A 20,673-nucleotide genomic window follows, 5' to 3' on the forward strand; every position below is an offset into this window, starting at 1 on the left:
CCACCGCCCCTGCCGCTACTTTTTGCCAGGACCCTTGGATTTTCCGGGATTGCTGGGATCGTGCTTGCCCGGATCATTTCCATGGCCGTTGTTGCCGTCATCTATGTCGCCCCGCGGCGGGCTCGGCGGATCGGGCGTGCCCGGACCGGGTGGTGCCGGTGAGTTGCGCCGCTGCGGCCGCGCCGTATGCTCCTGCTGAATGGCAGCCGTAAGCCCGCAATTTCCGCCGATTGCGTCAAAGCCTCCCGAGAGCTGCTGATTGCCGGTCAGAAACGGCAATGCCCGCGAGGTCCCGAGTGTGGTGAGCACAGATCGATTGACCTTGACAACGTCGGTCATTGCGCCTGACGGCGTCGCGACCACACAATCGCAGCGCCGCTTCAGTTCCCTGCATCCGCCGCCGCTGCAGAATCGGGCCGACCCCTTCAGCAGCACGACGGCGGTTTTGCCGTTGGGCGCGATGTGGACATCGAATGCTGTTCCCCGCACGCCTATTGTGCCTGCGGGCGTCACAATCTGGTAGGCGGACGAAGGCGAGCTCCCGCTTATCCAGCGAAACGTTCCCTTGGCAGCGCGGATGGTGAGCTTCTTCACCGAATTATCATCGTTGAAGACGTATTTGTCGAGGACGACGGAAGAACCCCACCCCACCGCCAGCTTGGTGCCATCCCGGAAGACGAATTGGCCAAGTCCCGTATTGGATGTCCTGATACGTTCGTCCCGATGAACCGGTGCGCTGACCACCAGTGGTCCGGTTGCGCCGGTAACGGCAGTCTTGATCACGACTGCCCGGCCCACTGCTTCGGCGGCTATGGTCGGTGTCGCATTGATGAGATTCGCGGCAAGCGCGACAACTGCAGCCCACCTCAAGGACGGCATGGCATCCTCCCCGAAACGGCTTTATTAGCACATGCTTGAAAGGCTGTCCCCGCGGAGTCATACCTCAATTTGAGTAGGACATGGCTCTTTCGCTTGGGCGACGCTCGAAGGCACAATCGTCGACGTTAGGTCCTGCGCTTGGGTGGGCCGCGCGGGGTTGCCCCCTCGCTCATCGGGTCGGAGGTGGGACAACGGCAATACAATGCTGTTACTGAATCGTCTGGCTGAGGGACAAGGCGATGTTCTGCGTGGGCGGCGTGAGAGCGCCCGCATCTGGGGCATCGATCATGGTTTGTGTCGGCGCGCTGTCTTTGAAGACCTTCAGCCCATTCTTGGGCAGTTTAGCCGCGTCGGCCACGAGGGAGGAGCGCCATCGCCCTGGCCGCTTTTCTGAAAGCAAGCAATCGGCCAGCCCGCGACCCGTCTCGATACAAGTGCATGTATCCGCCGTGATCTATCTGCAGCGCACGAGGCCGACAAGGCAAATAGGCTGGGCATCGCATCCAATGTGCATAGCAGCTGAGCAGACGCTGCTCAGCATATGAACCCTCTTGGGTAATATAATTTGAAAAAATTGCTCCCTCATGTTCAAAACAGGTCGATAGACCCGCGAGAAATGGGTTCGAATCCTGCGGGGGACCCGCGGTCCTCAGGCGAGAATTCTAAAGAGGTTCGACAATGACCCAGCACGTACAAGATGCTCGAATTCTCATGTACAGCCACGACACGTTCGGGCTCGGCCACTTGCAGCGCTGCCGCACGATCGCGCATTCCCTGGTCGAGGATTTCCACGGACTTCAAGTGCTTATCATTTCGGGCGCGCCTATCGCCGGCGCCTTCGACTACCGCGCCCGCGTCGACTTCGTGAAGATCCCGAGCGTCATCAAGTTGCGCAACGGCGAATACACCTCGCTGGAAAAGGATATCGATCTGCATGAGACGCTAAGAATGCGCCAGTCGATCATTCGCCACACAGCCGAGACGTTTCGGCCGGATATCTTCATCGTCGACAAGGAACCGCTCGGGCTGCGCGGTGAGATCGAGGACACGCTGTCCTACCTCAAGACGCGAGGCACTACGCTGGTGCTTGGCCTGCGCGAGGTGATGGATGCGCCGCATCTGCTGGAAGCAGAGTGGGAACGCAGGGATGTGATGCGCAAGATAGGCCTGTTCTACGACAAGGTCTGGGCCTACGGTCCGCCGGATTTTTACGATCCGTTGACCGGCCTGGATGTGCCGCCGGCTATCAGGGCAAAGATGAAGTTCGTCGGTTTCCTGCAACGGAGCCTGCAGAAGAACGAGTTGCCCGGCCACCGCCCCGAGGGCGACTATATCCTCGTTACGACCGGTGGCGGCGGCGACGGCGCCGATCTGATCCACAACGTTATCGATGCCTATCAGCAGGATCCGCAATTGCAGCATAGGGCGTTGATCGTGCTTGGGCCCTACATGCCGGCGCGCAAGCGCAACAAGTTTCTTAAGAAGGGGTCCAAAATCCCGTATATCAAGATCATCGAATTCGACAACCGCATGGAAGAGCTGATTGCCGGCGCCAAGGCGGTAGTGGCGATGGGCGGTTACAACACCTATTGCGAGATACTGTCTTTCGACAAGCCGGCGCTGATTGTGCCGCGCGTCAAGCCGCGCGAGGAGCAACTGATCCGCGCAAGGCGAGCAGCCGAACTCGGTCTCATCAAGATGCTTTCCCCGGAAGAAGCTGAGGATTCCCAGCGGTTTGCCGATACACTGAAGGTGCTGCCGGATCGGCCCCGCCCATCGCAGAGCAATCCGCATCTGAGGCTGGAAGGGCTGCCTCATATTTCCGCAATCGTCGCGGAACTGCTCGACCGGCGTGCCGGCCATCACCTTTCGGTCATTGAAGGCATCAACTGAGTTGCAACATCGCAAGATCGTCGTGGTTCTGAAGGGTTATCCGCGGCTGTCGGAAACCTTCATCGCGCAGGAGCTGCTCGGGTTGGAGCGAGCGGGGTTCGACCTGATACTCGTCGCGCTGAGGCGGCCGACCGACGCAAAACGCCATCCCGTGCATAACGAGATCAGAGCGCCCGTCCATTATCTGCCGGAATACCTGCATGAAGAACCGCTGCGCGTGGCTCGCTCGCTGTTTGCTTGTCTGCTGCGGCCAGGCTTCTGGCGCGCGCTCGGATCGCTGGCTGCCGACATCCCCCGCGACTTTACGCGCAATCGCGTGCGCCGCTTCGGGCAAGCGCTCGTGCTGGCGGCCGAATGGCCGGAAGATGCGGGCTGGCTGCATGCGCATTTCGCGCACACACCGGCATCGGTGACACGCTATGCCAGCCAGCTTCGCGGTCTGCCCTGGAGCTGCTCGGCCCATGCCAAGGACATCTGGACTTCGGCTGACTGGGATCTGGCCGGCAAGCTTTCCTCGGCGCGCTGGACGGTCACCTGCACGAAAACCGGCTTCGACCGTCTAAAAAAACTCGCTAACGGCAACTCGTCATTACATCTGAGCTATCATGGGCTCGACCTTGATCGCTTCGGCAGCTTCCGCGGGGCGCGGAAACCGCATGACGGCTCGGCACCGGACGAACCGGTTGTCGTTCTGAGTGTCGGGCGCGCCGTTGAAAAGAAAGGTTACGATACGTTGCTGGAGGCGCTTGCCCTCCTGCCTGGTGATTTGGCGTGGCGTTTCGAGCATATCGGCGGTGGCGACGAACTGGAACGGCTCAAGGCGTTGGCGCAAAAGCTCGGCCTGGATGGTCGCGTCTCTTGGAAAGGCGCGCTTGCTCAGGAGGAGGTGCTTGAGCACTACCGCCGCGCCGACATCTTCGCCCTGGCCTGCAGGATCACCGCAAATGGCGACCGGGACGGTCTGCCGAATGTTCTGGTTGAGGCGGCCAGCCAGCGGCTTGCCTGCGTGTCGACCGATATTTCCGGCGTGCCGGAGCTTTTATCTTCGGATGAAACCGGGCTGCTGGTCCCGACAGAAAATCCAATTGCCCTGGCACAGGCGCTGGAGCGCCTTATCCGTGATCCCCTGCTGCGCGCCCGCCTCGGTGACGCTGCAGAGTGGCGCGTGCGCGCCAATTTCGATCATATGACAAGCATTGGGCAGCTCAAGGAACTGTTCGAGCGGGAGTGGCGGGCCGCCGAATGAAGCGACTGCGCGCCTTCTTCTATGTCCAGCACCTCCTCGGTATCGGCCATCTTGCGCGCGCCAGCCGCATTGCGGCGGCTCTGGTCGATGACGGGTTTGACGTAACCGTGGTGACGGGCGGCGCGCCGATCGCGGGGTTTCCAGGATCGGGCGTCAAATCTGTATCTCTGCCTCCCGTCACCTCCGGCGATGAAGGATTTTCCGGACTTGTCGACCTGCAGGGCAAACCCATCGACGATGCTTTCAAGAAATGGCGTTCGGAGATGCTGTTGCAGGCCTATCGGGATTGCGGGCCCGATATCGTCATCGTCGAGGCGTTTCCATTTGGACGCCGGCAGATGCGTTTCGAACTCCTGCCGCTGATCGAGTCCATCGAGGCGACATCACCCAGACCGCTGCTGGCGACGTCCGTCCGTGATATCCTTCAGGAGCGCGTCAAGCCGGGCCGAAACGAGGAAACGGTCGATCTCATCAACAGGCATTTCGACCTTGTCATGGTCCACGGCGATCCGGCTTTCGCAACCATCGACAAGACCTTTCCATTGGCTGGGGCGATCAGGGCCAAGGTTGCCTACACTGGGCTCGTTGCCGCGCCGCCACCGCCCGCGGTCTCCGAGCGCTTCGACGTTCTGGTGTCGGTTGGCGGCGGGGCTGCCGGAAAGAGCCTCGTCAGTGCCACTGTCGCAGCGGCGCGGAATGCCAACAGCGCTTGGAAATGGTGTCTGATCACCGGTCCAAACCTGCCGAAAGGCGAGGTCGACGCGATCGCACGCGATGCCACCCCGGGCCTGTCGATCTTCCGGTTCCGCGAGGATTTCGCCAGCCTGCTGACCGGCGCCCGCCTCTCGGTCTCGCAGGCGGGTTACAACACGGTCTGCGACGTCCTGCGCGCGGGTTGTCGCTCCCTACTCGTTCCATTTGCGGCGGGTGCGGAAACCGAACAGACGGTTCGCGCCCTGATGCTCGAAGAAATGGGTCTTGCAACGGTGCTGACGGAAAAGGACCTAACGCCTGACGGTTTGGCGCGAGCGATCGAACAGGCGCTTGCTGGACCGAGGCCGTCGGCGCATCGTCTCGATCTGGAAGGCGCGCGTCGCTCGGCGCAAATCCTGCGCGAGCGACATCGAACATGGTCCCTGAAAACGGAACTCTAGCTAACGCGCGTCGCCCCGGTGAGATTCGCGCGACGTCGTTATTCGAGAGCCGCCACGCTTTGAGCGAAATGCGTTAAACAGTTCCAATCAGCATGAAGCGCGCATAATTTTTGGTCGGCAGTTCGCCCGCGAACCGCACCTCCCGTAGCGCCGCCATTGCTTCGAAGGCTGCCAGTGAAGCCACGCAGTTGATGTGGGTCGGCTCGCTGAAATAATCGTTGGATTGCAGCAATACATTCGTGCCCCGCGGAAGCAGGGCAAGCCAGGCGCGCAGATCGACTATGTGTTCGCAGCTCGTATTGACCACCAGGTCGGGCTGCGCGGTCGCATAGTCAACGGCGTACATATCTGCCGTCAGCGCGCGGAACCGGTCGACGGCATCCCGGTTGAGGGTCCGGGCGACCGGCGCGACTTCGGGATCGAGGTCGACGCTATCAATGGCCCCGATGTCGAAGCGAGCATCGTTGAAAAGCATTGCCGGCAGCACGCCGTACCATCCACCCAGAACACATATGCGCCCGAACCGGCCGCCGCAGCTGTCGAACAGCCTGTCGAGCGCCCACATCTTGCAGGCGACCTGCTTGTGGTTGAAGGCGTTGGCGATATCGGCCTGCGGATGCTTGGCGATGACGCGCGCCAGCCCTGCCACGAGAGGGTGGTTGACATAGGCGGCAATTCCCCGCGTGAGGTCCAAGGCCTGTTCGTGCCCGTCCATGCCCGCATTGCGTGGTTGCGTGACATCCATCATACTCGTCTTGTAGGTTGGGATTTCGGGCGACACAACGCAATCTTGCCCCGGCAAGGCTGGTTGGTTCGCGGACATTGATCATGCTGCACGCCGCTTCGCCATTGCCCCGTGCCGGAGAGGGGCTGTCGCATCAGTCCGGACCATCGGCGTTCATGCGCCAGCATCAGCAGCGCAGCTGTGGCGGCCGTTCGCCAAAACGCCACGGCAGCCGTCAATCGTTTGGCCAGCTGCTTTCTTCGCTGATCAACAATGCCCGTGTTGCGGTCATCGACCATGCGCCTGAACTGGATCGCGCCGCCTCGCAGCGTCCTTTCATCGTTGAGCGCAGGACAATCACGGTGCACTGTGGCTCGAAGCATGTCGTTGGCGATGAAGAAATCGCCGATGCGCCATTAGCCAGCAGGTGCTTCTATGTCCTGCAGCCTTGCAATTGAACGGTCCACGGTCGGATGGAACCCAGTCTAGCCCGCTATATCTGGACGCACACCAAGAAGCAGCAGGTCTGGATATTGATGATCGTCGTGCTTTCGATGATCCCCTATTTCATATCCTTCGATCTGCCGAAGCTGATCGTCAACGGCCCTATCCAAGGTAAGGGTTTCGGAGAACCCGGCGCGACCCAGCCGTTCATGAGGCTGCACTATGACCTGCCGTTCATTGGTGAGGTGCAGTTCTTCTCCGGCTTTCAGCTCGACCGCACGGAGACGCTGTTTGCGCTGAGCATTGTTTTCCTTTTGCTAGTCATCATCAACGGCCTGTTCAAACTCTACATCAACACATACAAAGGCCGACTTGGCGAGCGCATGCTGCGGCGTATCCGTTTCGATCTGATCGATCGCGTGCTGCGGTTTCCGCCGATTTACTTCAAACGCGTGAAATCCGCCGAAGTGGCGACCATGGTGAAGGACGAGGTGGAGCCGCTGGGGGGCTTCATCGGCGATGCCTTCCTGCAGCCGGTGCTGCTCGGCGGTCAGGCGCTGACGGCCATGCTGTTCATCATGGTGCAAAACTTCTGGCTCGGAACGATTGCGGTCGTGATCGTGGTGATCCAGATCGTGCTCATCCCGCGCATGCGGCGGCGGCTGATCGTGCTCGGGCGCGAACGGCAGTTGACGGCGCGCGCGCTCTCGGGCCGGGTCGGCGAAATCGTCGACGGCATCGGCGCGGTTCACGTCCACGACACATCAAACTACGAGCGCGCCGACATAGCTGCTCGGCTCGGCCTCATCTTCAAGATCCGCTTCGATCTTTACCAATGGAAATTCATGGTGAAGTTCCTCAACAATTTTCTGGCGCAGCTCACGCCCTTTCTGTTCTACATGATCGGCGGCTACCTGGTCATCCGGGGGCGGCTGGACGTCGGCCAGCTGGTGGCCGTGATCAGCGCCTACAAGGACCTGCCCGGACCGATGAAGGAACTGATCGACTGGGATCAGGCTCGCCAGGATGTCCAGGTCAAATACCAGCAGGTCGTTGAGCAATTCACCGTCGAGGGTCTCATTGCGCCGAGAATTGGAGCGTTGACGATCGACGCTCCCGGTCCGATGACCAACCCTCTGTCGGCAATCAATCTGTCCATAGCGGACGATGGCGGTGGAATGCTCCTCGACCGGATCTCGCTCCAGGTCAAGCCGGGTGAGACGGTGGCGCTGGTCAGCACCGCAACAGGTGGAGCGGAGGCGCTTGCGGAAGCCTTTGCGCGGCTGAACTGGCCGGACAGCGGAAAGATCGCTTCGGGCGCCGACGACCTGCTTGAACTTCCCGAAGCGGTGACCGGCCGGCGCATGTCCTACGCCTCGTCGGATGTTTTCCTGTTCCATGCAAGCCTCCGCGATAACCTGCTCTACGGGTTGAAGCATGCGCCGCTGACATCGGTGCCTTATGAGGGTGCTGCGGCAGACCAGCAGCGCTGGAACATTCACGAGGCGCGGCGGTCGGGCAATTCGGACCTCGATATCCGGAGCGACTGGATCGACTATGCTTCCGCCGGGGCCACCGGCCCGCACGACCTCTTTGAGGCGGTGCGCCGGGTGCTCGACGCGGTTCTTCTGTCGCGCGACATTCTGGATCTCGGCTTGCGCTCCTCGGCTGACCTGACGCGTCACACGGAACTCGCCAGGCGCATCGTCGAACTGCGTGCGGCGCTGCGAACCCGGCTGGAACAGGAAGGGCTGAGCGGACTGGTGGTTCCTTTCGAACCAGGCGCCTACAACAAGGAAGCATCGATCGGCCAAAACCTGCTCTTCGGCGCCGCCGCCGGCCCCGAACTGGCCGACAAGGCGCTAGCGGCCAATCCCTATTTTGCTTCTGTGCTGAGACAAGCCGGGCTCGACCGCACGCTTTTCGAAATGGGCATGGAGATCGCCGAACAGGCGATCGAGCTGTTTGCCGACCTGCCGCCCGATCACCAGTTCTTCCAGCAGCTCGCCTTCATGGGCGCCGAAGAGATACCCGCCTACGAAACCTTGCTACAACGGCTCAAGAACCGTCCCTACGAGGCAGTTTCGGAGAACGATCGCGCCATGATCGTTACACTGAGCTTTGCCTATATCGAGCCCCGGCACCGCTTCGGCCTGCTGAGCGAGGATCTGATGAGCAAGATCGTCGCTGCACGCAACCGGTTCTATGAAACCCTGCCGTCCGAGCTGCAAAATGCGATCGAACGTTATGATCCTGCCAAATACATTGCCGCGGCCAGCGTCATGGATAATGTCCTGTTCGGGCGTGTGGGCAACAACCATCCCGACGCGCCGGATCGCATCCGCTCCATCGTCTATGACATTCTCGACGAATTGGGGCTTTATGCCGAACTTCTGGATGTTGGCCTGGACTTCAACGTCGGCGCCGGCGGCAGGCGGCTGACCGCTGGACAGCGACAGAAGCTCGATGTTGCCCGGGCCCTGCTCAAGCGTCCCGATTTTCTCATTCTCAACCGGCCGCTGTCGGCGCTCGACCAGCGTGCGCAGGACAAGGTGCTGCGAAACGTGCTCGACGAAGCCAGGTGCGACGGCCATTCGCCGGCAATTGTGTGGGTCGTGACGAATCCGGCAATGGGGATGATGTTCGATCGCGTTATCGTCTTCGACTCGGGTAAATTGGTGGAAGACGGAACGCTCGAGACACTTTTGGCAGGGAAGGGTATCTTCAAGGAACTGCTGTCTTAGACCAACGGGCATTGAGATGGGATCGTTCTGTCGGTGGGAATTGGCTGCAAGGCCACGGGATACGGCGCCTGGCAAACGCGAATTTTGAGAAGGTTTGCGACAATGCTGCTCAAGGATGAAGTTGGAATGCTGCAACGCGTTCCCTTGTTCTCCGGCATCGAACCGACAAAGCTCAAGCTGCTTGCGTTCACATCCGATCGCGTGAGCTACAGCGCCGGCCAGATCCTTTTCCGGCAGGGCGACGAGGGAGACGCCGCCTATGTCATCCTTTCAGGCAGGGCGGATGTTCTGGTCGATTCCGACAGCGGGCCGATAAAAGTTGCCGAACTGGCGCCAAATTCGATCGTTGGCGAGATCGCCATATTGTGCAACAGCTCCCGCACTGCCACCGTCAGAGCGGCAAGTCCGCTGGAAGCCTTGAAAATCAGCAAGGATCATTTCCTGAGGCTTATGAAGGAGTTCCCGGAGATGACCATCGAGATATTGCGGGTTCTTGCCGATCGTCTAAGCCATACGACCGCGGACCTGATCGACGCACGAAACGCCTAGCAGCAGTTGTTGGCCACGACGGGCGAAGGAGCAGCATGGATTTCCTGGTCAGGTTTTGGGGCGTGCGGGGCAGCATTTCGGTATCGGGACCAGAATTCTCTCGCTATGGCGGCAACACGAGCTGCATTGAGATGCGATGCGGCAAGCATATGCTTCTGTTCGACGCCGGCTCTGGTCTAGGGCTTGCCGGCAGAGCGTTTCGGGCCTCGGGCGTGACCGATTTCGAGCTGTTTTTCACCCATTGCCATTACGATCACATCATCGGGCTGCCGGCCTTCAAACCGATCTATGACCGGAGCGTCAAGGTCAGGCTTTGGTCCGGCCATCTTGCAGGACGCATGACGACCCGTCAGATGGTCGATGAATTCATGCGGCCGCCGTGGTTTCCGGCCAAGCTCGACATCTGCAAGGCAAGCATCGACTGCCGCGATTTCGTATCCGGAGACGTTCTAAGGCCGCGCGAAGGAGTGGTGGTCCGAACCGGCAGTCTCAACCATCCGGGAGGCTGCATAGGCTACCGCGTCGAATGGGGCGGCCGCATCGTGGCGGTGATCACAGACACTGAGCACGACCCGGGTACGCTCGATCAGGCGGTGCTCGACCTGATCGAAGACGCCGACCTCGTCATCTACGATTGCACCTACACCGAGGACGAAATGGAAGACCGCCGTGGCAACGGGCACTCGACATGGCAGCAGGGCGTCAAACTGTGTGAGGCAGCCGGTGCCCGAGGGCTTGGGCTGTTCCACCACGATCCGACACGCACCGATGAGCAATTGGATGAGATCGAGAAACTGGCCAAAGCCAGGTTTGCCGGCGCTTTTGCCGCGCGGGACGGCCAGACGCTTAAATTTCCAGTCTCATTGCACAAAAAGCGCTGAGCTATTTTGCTCTATCTTATTGTTTTGACGCAATTCCGGACGGAAATCCGCTCACACTTTTCCTGGAATTGCTCTACCGCCGCTACGCCCGATCAATGTCCTGATCGGAAGCCATGCGCAGGCTTTAGTCTGTGCGGCGACTGTGAACAGCCGTTCGAGAAAAAGCCAGGCCGATTCATCGTGTACGAGATGGTGCGTGAGCAGGCCGACCGGTTCGCCACCGTCGAATGCATGCCGCAATTGCGCAATGATGGCCTGAACCAAGGACCCATGATCGCGACAGCCGCGCGTGCCATGCCAATCGACGATGTCGACATTGCTGTTGATGACCGGCACTGGGGCCGGCTTCGGCGGCCCAAAGACCGACAATGCCGCAAATCCTACCGATCCAAGCTGCGATACCAAGCCGGCGTCGATTCTGTTCCAGGGTGGCACCAGCATCGGAACGGCACGCGCGCCGTGCAGCCCGGTTAGGCGCGACAGCCCGCGAGCCATCTCATCGAGCACCGCCTGGCGTGGCCGATGGGCGCCGAGTTCCTGCTTTTTCTGGTCCTGCGGCGCATAGTTTCGGTGCGCCCAGCCATGGATGGCGACCGAGGCATGCGGCGCCTCGTCAAGCCGGACGACAAGCCTCTCGTCGGTCAGCGCCGGAATGACGGCCAGAGTGAGCGGAACCTCGAATGCACGGGTGAGTTCCAGCAGCCGATCAAGCGCAGCCGTCGGATCCACAGCGTCGTCGTCGCGCAACCAGAACTCCGCCTTGCGGTCCGCCCGTCGCCAGCACGCCAGTTCTTCCACGAAGGGCTGCCAGATCTGATCGACTGTCATGCAACCGCGATCTTCGCAAGAAGTTCGGAAAGACGCGCCGCTGCAGTAGCGAGGGAGCGTTCTTCGAGGATGAAACGTCTGGCGTTGCCGGCCATGACGGTTCTTTCCTCGCCACGGACCAGAAGCCTTTCGATGGCAGACGTGAACGCCGCCACATCGCCCGGCGGGGTGAGAAATCCGGTTTGGCCATCCCGCACGACCTCCGGCACGCCGGCGATGTCCTGCGCCACCACCGGAAGGCCGGCAGCTTGTGCTTCAAGATAGGCAACGCCATAAGCTTCGCCGCAACCCGGCCAGACGTAAATCCCTCCACTGTAGAGGACATCCGGCACGGCGGCTGGCTCGATCGCGCCAAGCCATTCGATCCGGTCGGCGGGAAGGCCGGCGAATTGCGCTTTGACCTCGTCACGGGCAGGCCCGTCCCCGACGACCGACATGGTCCAGGGCAGGTGGCCGATCGGAGCGAGGGCGTGCGCGAGCATGCGATAGCTATCGACCTTGTCGCCCGGTCGCATCATGGCGACGGTAACGAGACGCGTCGGACAACCACGCGCCGGCAGTTCCCGGAATACCGATGTGTCGATGAAGGGCGAAAGCATGCCGAAAACGGCGTCTGGAAGAGCGTCTGTCAGTCCCCGACGATCCCTTTGCGTGAAGCAGATGTTCAGCGCCGCCTGTTCGACGGCTCGCGCCACCAAGGCTTGCATATCGGCCCAAAAACCGACGTTGCGCCGCTTCGAATAGGAGGCTTCCGCGGTCACATAGGGGATGGCAAAGGCCGACGCCAGCTCGGGCCCGATCAGGTCGGGCGCCTTGTAATAGAGATGATAGGAGAACCAGAGGTCGGGCTTGCCGTCACGCTGCCAAAGCTCTGTCAGCCGCGCGACTTCCTGTCGGGCTTCGACCTTGAGCGCATCGAAACTTTTCGACTCCGGTTCGCGTAGATAGAAGCGCAATTCGGATGCCAGATCGACGCGATGCCCTCCATGCTCAAGCGCCTTGATCAACATCCGTGCCATCTGACGGTCGCCAGAGGCAACGGCATGATTGGGCGACTTCAGCGGCGCGTAGAAGGCAATTCGCATCGCCGGAGCCTATCATTGGAAAGCCTGCGCAAGTCAATTTCGAAGCATGATCGAGTTTCACCTTCAAGCAGTGGAATGTGCTATTGCATGCTCATGGAAACAGCCGCAGCGTCCGACCCGTTCGTCGCTTCCTTGCCGGTGTTCGCGAAGTTCGAAAGCGTTGCCGACATCGACAACTATCGGCCGCTCCCCGATGGCTGGGCGCTGGCCACCGCCGACATCGTCGGCTCGACCAAGGCGATCGGGGCCGGGCGCTATAAAACCGTGAATATGGCCGGCGCCAGCGTCATTTCGGCGCTGCTCAATGCGCTGGGTCGGCAAGATCTTCCCTTTGTCTTCGGCGGCGACGGCGCGCTCGTGGCGTTTCCGAGCTCGGCCCTGGAGATAACGCGCAACGCCCTGGCGGCGGTCCAGCGATGGGTGGCGGACGAGTTGGCCCTGACCCTGCGCGCCGCAATCGTGCCGATAGAGGATATAAGAGCGCAAGGCCTCGACGTTCGGGTAGCGAGGTTCCGGGCCTCCGAAGCGGTGTTCTATGCCATGTTTGCCGGCGGCGGCGGCAGTTGGGCGGAAGCCGAGATGAAAGCGGGGCGCTACCTGATCGATCCTGCGCCGGCCAACGCGCGGCCGGATTTGACCGGTCTCTCCTGCCGCTGGAGCCCGATCGAAGCCCGGCATGGCGAAATCGTCTCGATCATAGCCGTTCCGGGGGCCTCGCGCGATGTGCGCGGCTTTCAGGTTCTGGCTTCCGACATCATCGCCCTTGTCGGTCGACAGGAACGCGATGGCCATCCGGTGCCGGTGAACGGGCCGGCCTACGGTTTTTCGCCCGCCGGCCTCGATCTCGAGGCCCGGGCCGTCGCGCCGGCGGGAAGGCGGTGGTTGTCGAAGCTGTGGATAGTGTTCTTGTTGTCGCTTGCGGCTGTGACCGATCGATATGGCTGGACGATCGGGAGGTTCGATCCGAAGATCTACAAACGCGACGTGGCCAGCAATTCGGATTTCCGGAAGTTCGATGACGGCTTGAAGATGACCATCGATGTAGATGCGGATTTGTTGCAGCGGATCGAGCACCGGCTGCAGCAGGCGGAAGAGGCGGGCATTTGCACCTATGGCCTGCACCGCCAGCAATCGGCCTTGATGACTTGCCTCGTCGCCTCGCCGCTGCAGCGCGATCACGTTCATTTCATCGACGGCGCCGCCGGCGGTTATGCGATGGCTGCCGCAAGCCTGAAGGCGAAGGTGTCGGCCTGACGACGGCTTGCGGAGATCCATTTTCCGCAATATGCCTCGGGGTTGTTGGGCCCACATGAGCCTCGCCGTGGAAGCGGGCAGTCTGTCCATATTGAGGAAAACAGATTTTTGGACGCCTCACGATCGACATATGACAGTCTGCTGAACCGGATTTCGACGCGCACCGCGCAAGTCGGGGTGATCGGACTGGGTTATGTCGGATTGCCGCTGGCGGTCGCGGTAGCACGCGCCGGCTCCCCGGTTTTCGGCTTCGACATCGAAGCCCAGAAGGTCGAGAATCTGAACAGCGGGCAATCCTACATCGAGGCGGTGACGTCCACTGCCCTTGCCGTCGAGGTGTCGAGCGGACGGTTTCGCGCCACTGCGGATTTTGCCGAACTGGCCGTCTGCGATGTCATCATCATCTGCGTTCCGACGCCGCTGACGAAAAACCGCGAGCCAGACCTCTCCTTTGTCAGGAACACGGCAGGCACCATCGCGAAGCATCTGCGTCTCGGCCAGCTGGTCGTGCTGGAATCGACCACCTATCCCGGCACCACCGACGACGTGATCAAGCCCATCCTGGAACAAACCGGCTTGCAGTCGACAATAGACTTCTTCCTTGGCTTCTCGCCCGAACGCGAGGATCCCGGCAACCGCAGCTTTGAAGTCGCGACGATCCCCAAGGTCGTGGCAGGCGACGGCATTGAAGCGGCGGCGCTCGTGAAGGCCTTCTACCAAGGTGTGGTCAAGACCGTCGTTCCGGTTTCCACCACCGCGACCGCCGAGGCGGTCAAGCTGACGGAAAACATCTTTCGCTCGGTCAACATAGCCCTGGTCAACGAGTTGAAGGTCGTGCTCGGTGCGATGGGCATCGACATCTGGGAGGTGATCGAGGCGGCAAAGAGCAAGCCCTTCGGCTACATGCCTTTCTATCCTGGGCCCGGACTTGGCGGGCACTGCGTCCCCATCGATCCTTTCTACCTGACGTGGAAGGCGCGCGAATACGAACTGCCGACCCGCTTCATCGAGCTGGCGGCAGAGATCAACACGGCTATGCCGCGTCATGTGGTCGATCAACTGGCCAGGGCGCTGGACCGGCGTTGCGGCAAGGCTCTCAGCCGCTCGCGCATTCTCATCATTGGGCTCGCCTATAAGAAGAATGTGCCGGACATCCGCGAGAGCCCTTCATTGCGGCTCATTGAACTCATCGAGGAATGGGGCGGCAAGGCCGAATTCCACGATCCGCACGTCAGAGAAATTCCGGCGACACGGGAGCATATGCCGATCAAGGGGCGTCGGTCTGTCGAATTGAGCGAGGGGACCTTGAAGGATTTCGATGCTGTCGTCGTTGCAACCGACCACGACGCGATCGACTATCAGGCGATCGCCGATCACGCCCTTCTGATCGTCGACACGCGCAATGTTTTCGGCCGCCTCGGGCTAGCCCGAGAGACGGTGGTAAAGGCCTGACGGCGGTCTGAGCCGGCGAATTCTTTGCTCGATGTCAGGATCGTGGTTGCACTCGGCCGGCAGCGTCGACACATAATGCCGCGAGTAAATAGATACAGTTAGCCTGTCGCTCGCCCGCACGGACAGCCAGTTGCGAAGTTCTTCGCCGGCTTTTCCTGCCAAAGCTGGCTTCATTGACTTCGGGGATCTCTTCTTGGGGTCGTTGGCGGACTGTGTTGTGGGCGGATCAAAGGACAATGCCTCGTCTTCGAGGAGTTTCGAGATAGCATGAGCACAACGCAAGCAGAAATTTCCACCATCCTCATGGATAAGGTAGCCGATTGGCTGAACCAATCGGTACTTGCCGGCAACGACCTGGAAACATTGGTAAAAGGCTTTTGCGAACGGCTGGCTGCTGCCGGCCTGCCGTTGAAGCGGGTGCATTTGAGCTTTTCGATGCTTCATCCGCTTTATGATGCGCTTGGCTTCACCTGGGTTCGCGGCCGAGGCTTAGAAATCGAAAGCTTCCGCAATGAGCCCGGCGCGCCGTCCGACAGGTTCCTGACCAGCCCATACTATCATCTGCTCAGCAACAAGCTCGACCACCTGCGACGCCGGCTCGACCCGTCGCTGCCATCGGAGTTTCCTGTTTTCGATGATCTCAGGCTTATAGGCGTCACCGACTATTTGGCTTTCGTGCATTCCTTCAACGGCAACGCCAGTCAGGGCATGATGGGGTCCTGGTCCACCGACAGTGCCGCAGGGTTCAGCGACAGCATGATTTCGGCGCTGCTGCGCATCCAGAACCATCTCGCTATGGCAACCAAGATGGCGGTGCTCACCAAGCTCGCCGACAACATGATGACCACTTATCTCGGCGGCGACGCCGGCAGGCGCGTGCTTGACGGTCAGATCAAGCGCGGCGAGGGCGATACAATCCGGGCCGCGCTGGTCATGGGCGACATGCGCGGGTCGTCAAGGCTTGCCGAAACCTCCGGCCGTGAAATCTATATCGATACGCTGAACCAGTTTTTCGACGCCGTTGCAGCACCTTTCAATCGCAAAGGTGGGCAGATCATGAGTTTCATCGGGGATGGCTTCATCGCCGTTTACCCTTGCGAAAGGCATCGCTCGCAGTCCGAGATCGCCTGCCAGGCTGCTCTTGCGGCAGCGCGCAGCGCCACAGCGCGCGTGACGGATCTCAATCTGCGCAGAAAGGAAAAGGGGCTAATCGACATAAAATTTGGTATCGGTCTACATGTCGGCAATGTGATGTTCGGCAATGTCGGGCTTACCGACCGGCTCACATTCTCTGTCTTCGGCTCGGCTGTAAACGAGGTCCAGCGTCTCCAGGTACTGACCAAGAAATATCCGCACAGCATTCTCGCCAGCAAGGACTTCGCCAGCTATTGCGGCGCCAGCAACTGGCTGACGCTCGGCAGCGAGGAACTGGCTGGCATCAAGCAGAAGCTGACGGTGCTCTCACCCGATCTGTCGGGTGCTCTCGCAGTCGATGAAGACGGTGCGCTGGAGCCGGTTTATGACCGAAGATCGGACGCCGAGCAGGTCATGCTGCTTCACCGCGATGCCGCGCGGCTGTCGGCGGGCGACCCGAGCAAGCTCCAGTAACCGCCACGACCTGATCCGAAGTTTCCGGTAGACAGTCCGGTCGCCAGTTCCGCCACTGGCGACCTTTCCGAATCCAAGTTGCTCTAAGCTGGCAATAGGTTAGTCTCGCTTCCGAACCTGCCAGATTGGGGCTGGTGTGGAATGAATTCGGGTGTTGATCTGCTGCGGATCGAGGATGTTGGCATCTCTTTTGCCATCATCGGGGGACCGTTGCATGCCGTCAGGCGCGCAAATCTTCGCGTCCTGCCCGGCAAGGTTACCGCGCTTGTGGGCGAGTCCGGCTCCGGAAAATCGGTTCTCAGCCAGGCAGTGATGGGCATTCTGCCGGGATCAGCCCATGTTCGCGGCCGTATCCTGTTCTCCGATCCCGAAAGGCCCGGCACCACGCAAGATATCCTGAAGATGCCACGTGATGGACCCGAAATCCGGGCATTGAGAGGCAGCCGCATCGGCAAGATCTTTCAGGAGCCGATGACATCGCTGTCGCCGCTGCACACGATCGGCAACCAGGTCAGCGAATCCTTGCAGATTCATACCCCCATGGCTCGGGCGGAGCGCAAGGCGCGGACCGAGGAAATGCTCGGTCTTGTCGGCTTTCCGAGTCCCAAACGCGCCTATGATATGTATCCCTTTGAGCTTTCAGGAGGATTGCGTCAGCGCGCCATGATCGCCATGGCGCTTATCTGCCGGCCCGCCCTGTTGATCGCCGACGAGCCGACGACGGCGTTGGACGTCACCATCCAGGCGCAAATCCTCCATTTGCTGCGCGGCCTTCAGACCAAGCTGAACATGGCGATGTTGCTGATCACCCACGACCTCGGCGTGGTCGCCAACGTCGCCGACGAGGTCGTGGTCATGTACCATGGCGAGATCATGGAAGCGGGACCTGTCGAGGCGATATTCCGCCGACCAGGTCACCCCTACCTGAAGGGCCTGATGGCAGCCGTTCCGCATTTCGACCTGAAGCCTGGCGAAAGGCTAAAGGCGCTGCGCGAGGTGCCGGTGAATGTCGAGAGCCTGCTCGGCAAGCAGACGGCGCCGCCGTCGAAGGGGCCAGACGATATCCTGTTGTCGGTCAGGGATCTGAAAAAGACCTTCACAATCCGCAAGTCCGGATTGTTTGGCGGGGATCATCAAACCACGGTTCGCGCCGTGGGCGGCGTGAGCTTCGATATCAGGCGCGGCGAGTGCCTGGGGCTGGTCGGCGAAAGCGGCTCCGGCAAAACCACGGTCAGCAAGATCCTTATGCGGGCTATCACCCCTAGCGGCGGCTCAGTGACGTTCAACGGCCGCGATGGAGCGATCGACGTCTTGCAAGGCGAGGGAGACGCCCTGCGCATGCTGCGCGCCAAAATCCAGATGGTCTTCCAGGATCCGGTTTCATCGCTGTCACCTCGCATGACGGTGGAGAACATCCTGAGCGAGCCGCTGGAGATCCATCAACGTGGCGATGCCGCGTCCCGACTCGCCACTGTCAAGAGCCTGATGCAGGCGATCGGGCTCGATCCGCGCTTCATCAAGCGCTATCCCCACAGTTTCTCCGGCGGGCAGCGTCAGCGTATCGGCATCGCGCGCGCGTTGGCGCTGGGCCCTGAACTGCTGATCTGCGACGAGCCGGTTTCGGCGCTCGACGTCTCTGTCCAGGCGCAGATCTTGAACCTGCTGAAGGACCTGCAGAAGGAACTGGGCCTGACCTACCTGTTCATATCGCACAATCTGGCGGTGGTGGACTACATGGCAGACCGAATCGCAGTGATGTGCGGCGGGCGTATCGTCGAGCTTGCGCCACGCGAAACTCTGCTGAGGAAACCGATCCACCCCTACACGCGCTCACTCGTCGCCGCAGTACCTTTCCCCGACCTCGACAGGCCGATGGATTTCAAGACGCTGAAGCTCAGCGGCGCTTCCGACACCAGCGCATGGGGACCGCAATTCCGCGACGAGGGCGACGAGGATGTACTGTCGCCGCTCGATCTTGGTGGCGGCCACCTCGTGCTGGCCCGACGTTCGGCCGATGCCAGCGAGCTACGCCATTGATCAGCCGGCGCACCGTCCTTGGACTCATGGCTTCGGCGTTTGTGCCGGGCACGTTGCGCGCAGGCGATCTGGAGCCGGAATTTCTTCAGCCGCTTCTGAAGGCCCTGGCCCTGCCGGCACTCTCCGAGCGCTTGCCCAAGAGCCCGCGCGTGTTGAATCTCGCTGCGATCGGGCGGCAGCCCGGCCAGTATGGCGGCACGCTGCGCACGATCATCGGCAGTCAGAAAGATATCCGGATGATGACGATCTACGGATATGCTCGCCTGGTCGGCTATGACGAAAAGCTCAACTTGCAAGCCGACATTCTTGAAAGTTTCGAGGTGGCAGACGATCGCGTCTTCACCTTCAAGATACGGGAAGGACATAAATGGTCTGACGGTAGCCTGCTGACGCCGGAGGATTTTCGCTATTGCTGGGAAGATGTCTGGCTGAACGACGAACTTTCGCAAGGCGGGCTCGCCCCGGCCCTGCTGGCCGACGGCAAACCGCCACGCTTCGAGATCGTCGATCCGTTGACGGTCCGTTATAGTTGGGATGCGCCGAATCCCGACTTCCTGCCCAAGCTCGCTGCTGCTTCGCCGCTATCGCTTGTTCTGCCGGCCGCCTATCTCAAGCAGTTCCACAAGAAATACCAGGATCCATTCCGGCTCGCCGGCCTGATGGAGGAGAACAGGGCCAAGAAATGGACGCTCCTGCATATCCGCATGTCGCGGCAGTATCGCCCGGAGAACCCGGAACTGCCGACGCTCGATCCCTGGCGGAACCGGACCAAGCCGCCGGCTGAGCAGTTCGTCTTCGAGCGCAATCCGTTCTTTCACCGCATAGACGAGAATGGCCGGCAACTGCCCTATGTTGACCGGATTGTCATGAATGTGAGCTCGTCGGCGATTATTTCCGCCAAGACCGGCGCGGGCGAGAGCGACCTGCAATGCATGGGAATTGATTTCAGCGATTACTCCTTCCTGAAGGACGCGGAGAAGCGCTACCCGGTCAAGATGTATCTCTGGAAACGCACACAGGGTTCGCGACTGGCGCTGCTGCCCAATCTGAATTGTGCCGACCAGGTCTGGCGTGGCCTTTTTCGCGACGTGCGCGTGCGTCGAGCACTGTCGCTCGCTGTGCACAGGCGCGAGATCAATATGGCCGTGTTCTATGGATTGGCGCAGGAAAGTGCCGATACGATCCTGCCGGAGAGCCCGCTCTACCGGCCCGAATTCGCGAAAGCCTGGGTTACCTACGATCCTGATCAGGCCAATGCCCTACTCGACGAGGTCGGGCTTCAGACGCGTGACGATGACGGCCTGCGGATACTTCCCGATGGACGCCCGGCGCAGATCGTCGTGGAAACGGCCGGCGAAAGCACGCTGGAAACGGATGCGCTCGAGCTCATCAGCGATCACTGGCGCCAGATCGGTATCGCCCTGTTCATCCGGACTTCGCAGCGCGACATCTTTCGCAGTCGCGCGCTTGGCGGCCAGATCATGATGTCGATGTGGTCGGGCATCGACAATGGCGTGCCGACCGCCGATATGAACCCGTACCAGCTGGCCCCCACCATTGACGACCAACTGCAATGGCCGCTCTGGGGTGCTCACTACTTGTCTCGTGGCAGGCTCGGCGAGGCGCCCGATCTTCCGCCGGTGGTCGAGTTGATGACCTTACTCAAGCGCTGGAACGCATCGACCGAAGCCACGGAGCGCGCTGAAATCTGGAATTCAATGCTGTCGATCTACACCGATCAGGTGTTTTCGATCGGCACGGTGAACGGAACATATCAGCCGGTTCTGGCCTCCTCGCGGCTGCGCAATCTGCCTGACAAGGCGCTCTACGGCTACGACCCGACCGCCTATTTCGGTGTCTACATGCCCGATACATTCTGGCTTGGAGAGTCCTGA

The 20,673-nt window shown here is 60.7% G+C and carries 16 protein-coding genes; 12 read left to right on the forward strand and 4 right to left on the reverse strand.

The window, feature by feature from the left end; translation table 11 throughout:
- Positions 1-15: 15 nt before the first annotated feature.
- Positions 16-879: a FecR domain-containing protein gene (locus CK224_RS06750; RefSeq protein WP_095781210.1), complete on the reverse strand. Its 864-nt coding sequence runs from the start codon at positions 877-879 to the stop codon at positions 16-18.
- 678 nt (positions 880-1,557) lie between these two features.
- Between CK224_RS06750 and CK224_RS06755 the strand changes: the two genes are divergently transcribed.
- Genes CK224_RS06755 through CK224_RS06765 form a run of 3 tightly spaced genes read left to right on the forward strand, consistent with a single transcriptional unit; the run spans position 1,558 to position 5,172 of the window.
- Positions 1,558-2,772 carry a glycosyltransferase family protein gene (locus CK224_RS06755; RefSeq protein ID WP_066994049.1) on the forward strand — a complete coding sequence of 405 codons (1,215 nt, stop codon included), beginning with the start codon at positions 1,558-1,560 and terminating at the stop codon, positions 2,770-2,772.
- A gap of 1 nt (position 2,773) precedes the next feature.
- On the forward strand, positions 2,774-4,018 hold the full coding sequence (locus CK224_RS06760; RefSeq protein WP_095781211.1) for a glycosyltransferase: 1,245 nt from the start codon (positions 2,774-2,776) through the stop codon (positions 4,016-4,018).
- Entirely contained in the window at positions 4,015-5,172 is a 1,158-nt protein-coding gene (locus tag CK224_RS06765) for a glycosyltransferase family protein (protein ID WP_095781212.1), read from the forward strand. The genes CK224_RS06760 and CK224_RS06765 overlap by 4 nt, the downstream gene beginning before the upstream one ends.
- Before the next feature lie 73 nt (positions 5,173-5,245).
- On the opposite strand, the gene CK224_RS06770 is transcribed toward CK224_RS06765, so the two are convergent.
- Entirely contained in the window at positions 5,246-5,917 is a 672-nt protein-coding gene (locus CK224_RS06770; protein WP_095781462.1) for an SAM-dependent methyltransferase, read from the reverse strand.
- An 83-nt stretch (positions 5,918-6,000) separates the two neighbouring features.
- On the opposite strand from CK224_RS06770, the gene CK224_RS06775 reads away from it, so the two are divergent.
- From CK224_RS06775 to CK224_RS06790, 4 genes are all read left to right on the forward strand, one after another.
- Positions 6,001-6,354: a hypothetical protein gene (locus CK224_RS06775; RefSeq protein WP_095800379.1), complete on the forward strand. Its 354-nt coding sequence runs from the start codon at positions 6,001-6,003 to the stop codon at positions 6,352-6,354.
- A 15-nt stretch (positions 6,355-6,369) separates the two neighbouring features.
- A complete protein-coding gene (locus CK224_RS06780) occupies positions 6,370-9,084 on the forward strand; it encodes an ABC transporter ATP-binding protein (protein ID WP_095781213.1) in 2,715 nt (904 codons plus the stop codon).
- Between the two features lie 102 nt (positions 9,085-9,186).
- Positions 9,187-9,633, forward strand: coding sequence for a cyclic nucleotide-binding domain-containing protein (locus tag CK224_RS06785; protein ID WP_066994067.1), 447 nt, complete (start codon positions 9,187-9,189; stop codon positions 9,631-9,633).
- Between the two features lie 35 nt (positions 9,634-9,668).
- The gene (locus CK224_RS06790) at positions 9,669-10,514 is read left to right on the forward strand and encodes an MBL fold metallo-hydrolase (RefSeq protein WP_095781214.1); all 846 of its coding nucleotides are present in this window, start codon (positions 9,669-9,671) and stop codon (positions 10,512-10,514) included.
- A gap of 51 nt (positions 10,515-10,565) precedes the next feature.
- On the opposite strand, the gene CK224_RS06795 is transcribed toward CK224_RS06790, so the two are convergent.
- Together CK224_RS06795 and CK224_RS06800 are read right to left on the reverse strand one after the other, a co-directional pair.
- Entirely contained in the window at positions 10,566-11,342 is a 777-nt protein-coding gene (locus CK224_RS06795) for a polysaccharide deacetylase family protein (RefSeq protein WP_095781215.1), read from the reverse strand.
- Positions 11,339-12,427, reverse strand: coding sequence for a glycosyltransferase family 4 protein (locus CK224_RS06800; protein ID WP_095781216.1), 1,089 nt, complete (start codon positions 12,425-12,427; stop codon positions 11,339-11,341). Before CK224_RS06800 ends, CK224_RS06795 begins: the two co-directional genes overlap by 4 nt.
- Positions 12,428-12,502: 75 nt before the next feature.
- On the opposite strand from CK224_RS06800, the gene CK224_RS06805 reads away from it, so the two are divergent.
- The 5 genes from CK224_RS06805 (at position 12,503) to CK224_RS06825 (ending at position 20,673) form a co-directional block, all read left to right on the forward strand.
- Positions 12,503-13,681 (forward strand): DUF3095 domain-containing protein, encoded by a 1,179-nt coding sequence (locus CK224_RS06805; protein ID WP_066994080.1) that lies wholly within the window; start codon positions 12,503-12,505, stop codon positions 13,679-13,681.
- Positions 13,682-13,789: 108 nt separating this feature from the next.
- Entirely contained in the window at positions 13,790-15,133 is a 1,344-nt protein-coding gene (locus CK224_RS06810; RefSeq protein WP_066994083.1) for a nucleotide sugar dehydrogenase, read from the forward strand.
- A 267-nt stretch (positions 15,134-15,400) separates the two neighbouring features.
- Complete coding sequence (locus tag CK224_RS06815; RefSeq protein WP_095781217.1) at positions 15,401-16,741, forward strand: adenylate/guanylate cyclase domain-containing protein; 1,341 nt, start codon at positions 15,401-15,403, stop codon at positions 16,739-16,741.
- A gap of 141 nt (positions 16,742-16,882) precedes the next feature.
- Entirely contained in the window at positions 16,883-18,778 is a 1,896-nt protein-coding gene (locus CK224_RS06820; protein ID WP_066994090.1) for an ABC transporter ATP-binding protein, read from the forward strand.
- Entirely contained in the window at positions 18,775-20,673 is a 1,899-nt protein-coding gene (locus CK224_RS06825) for an ABC transporter substrate-binding protein (RefSeq protein WP_095781218.1), read from the forward strand. The genes CK224_RS06820 and CK224_RS06825 overlap by 4 nt, the downstream gene beginning before the upstream one ends.

The organism is Mesorhizobium sp. WSM3862 (assembly GCF_002294985.1).
Lineage (GTDB): Bacteria > Pseudomonadota > Alphaproteobacteria > Rhizobiales > Rhizobiaceae > Mesorhizobium.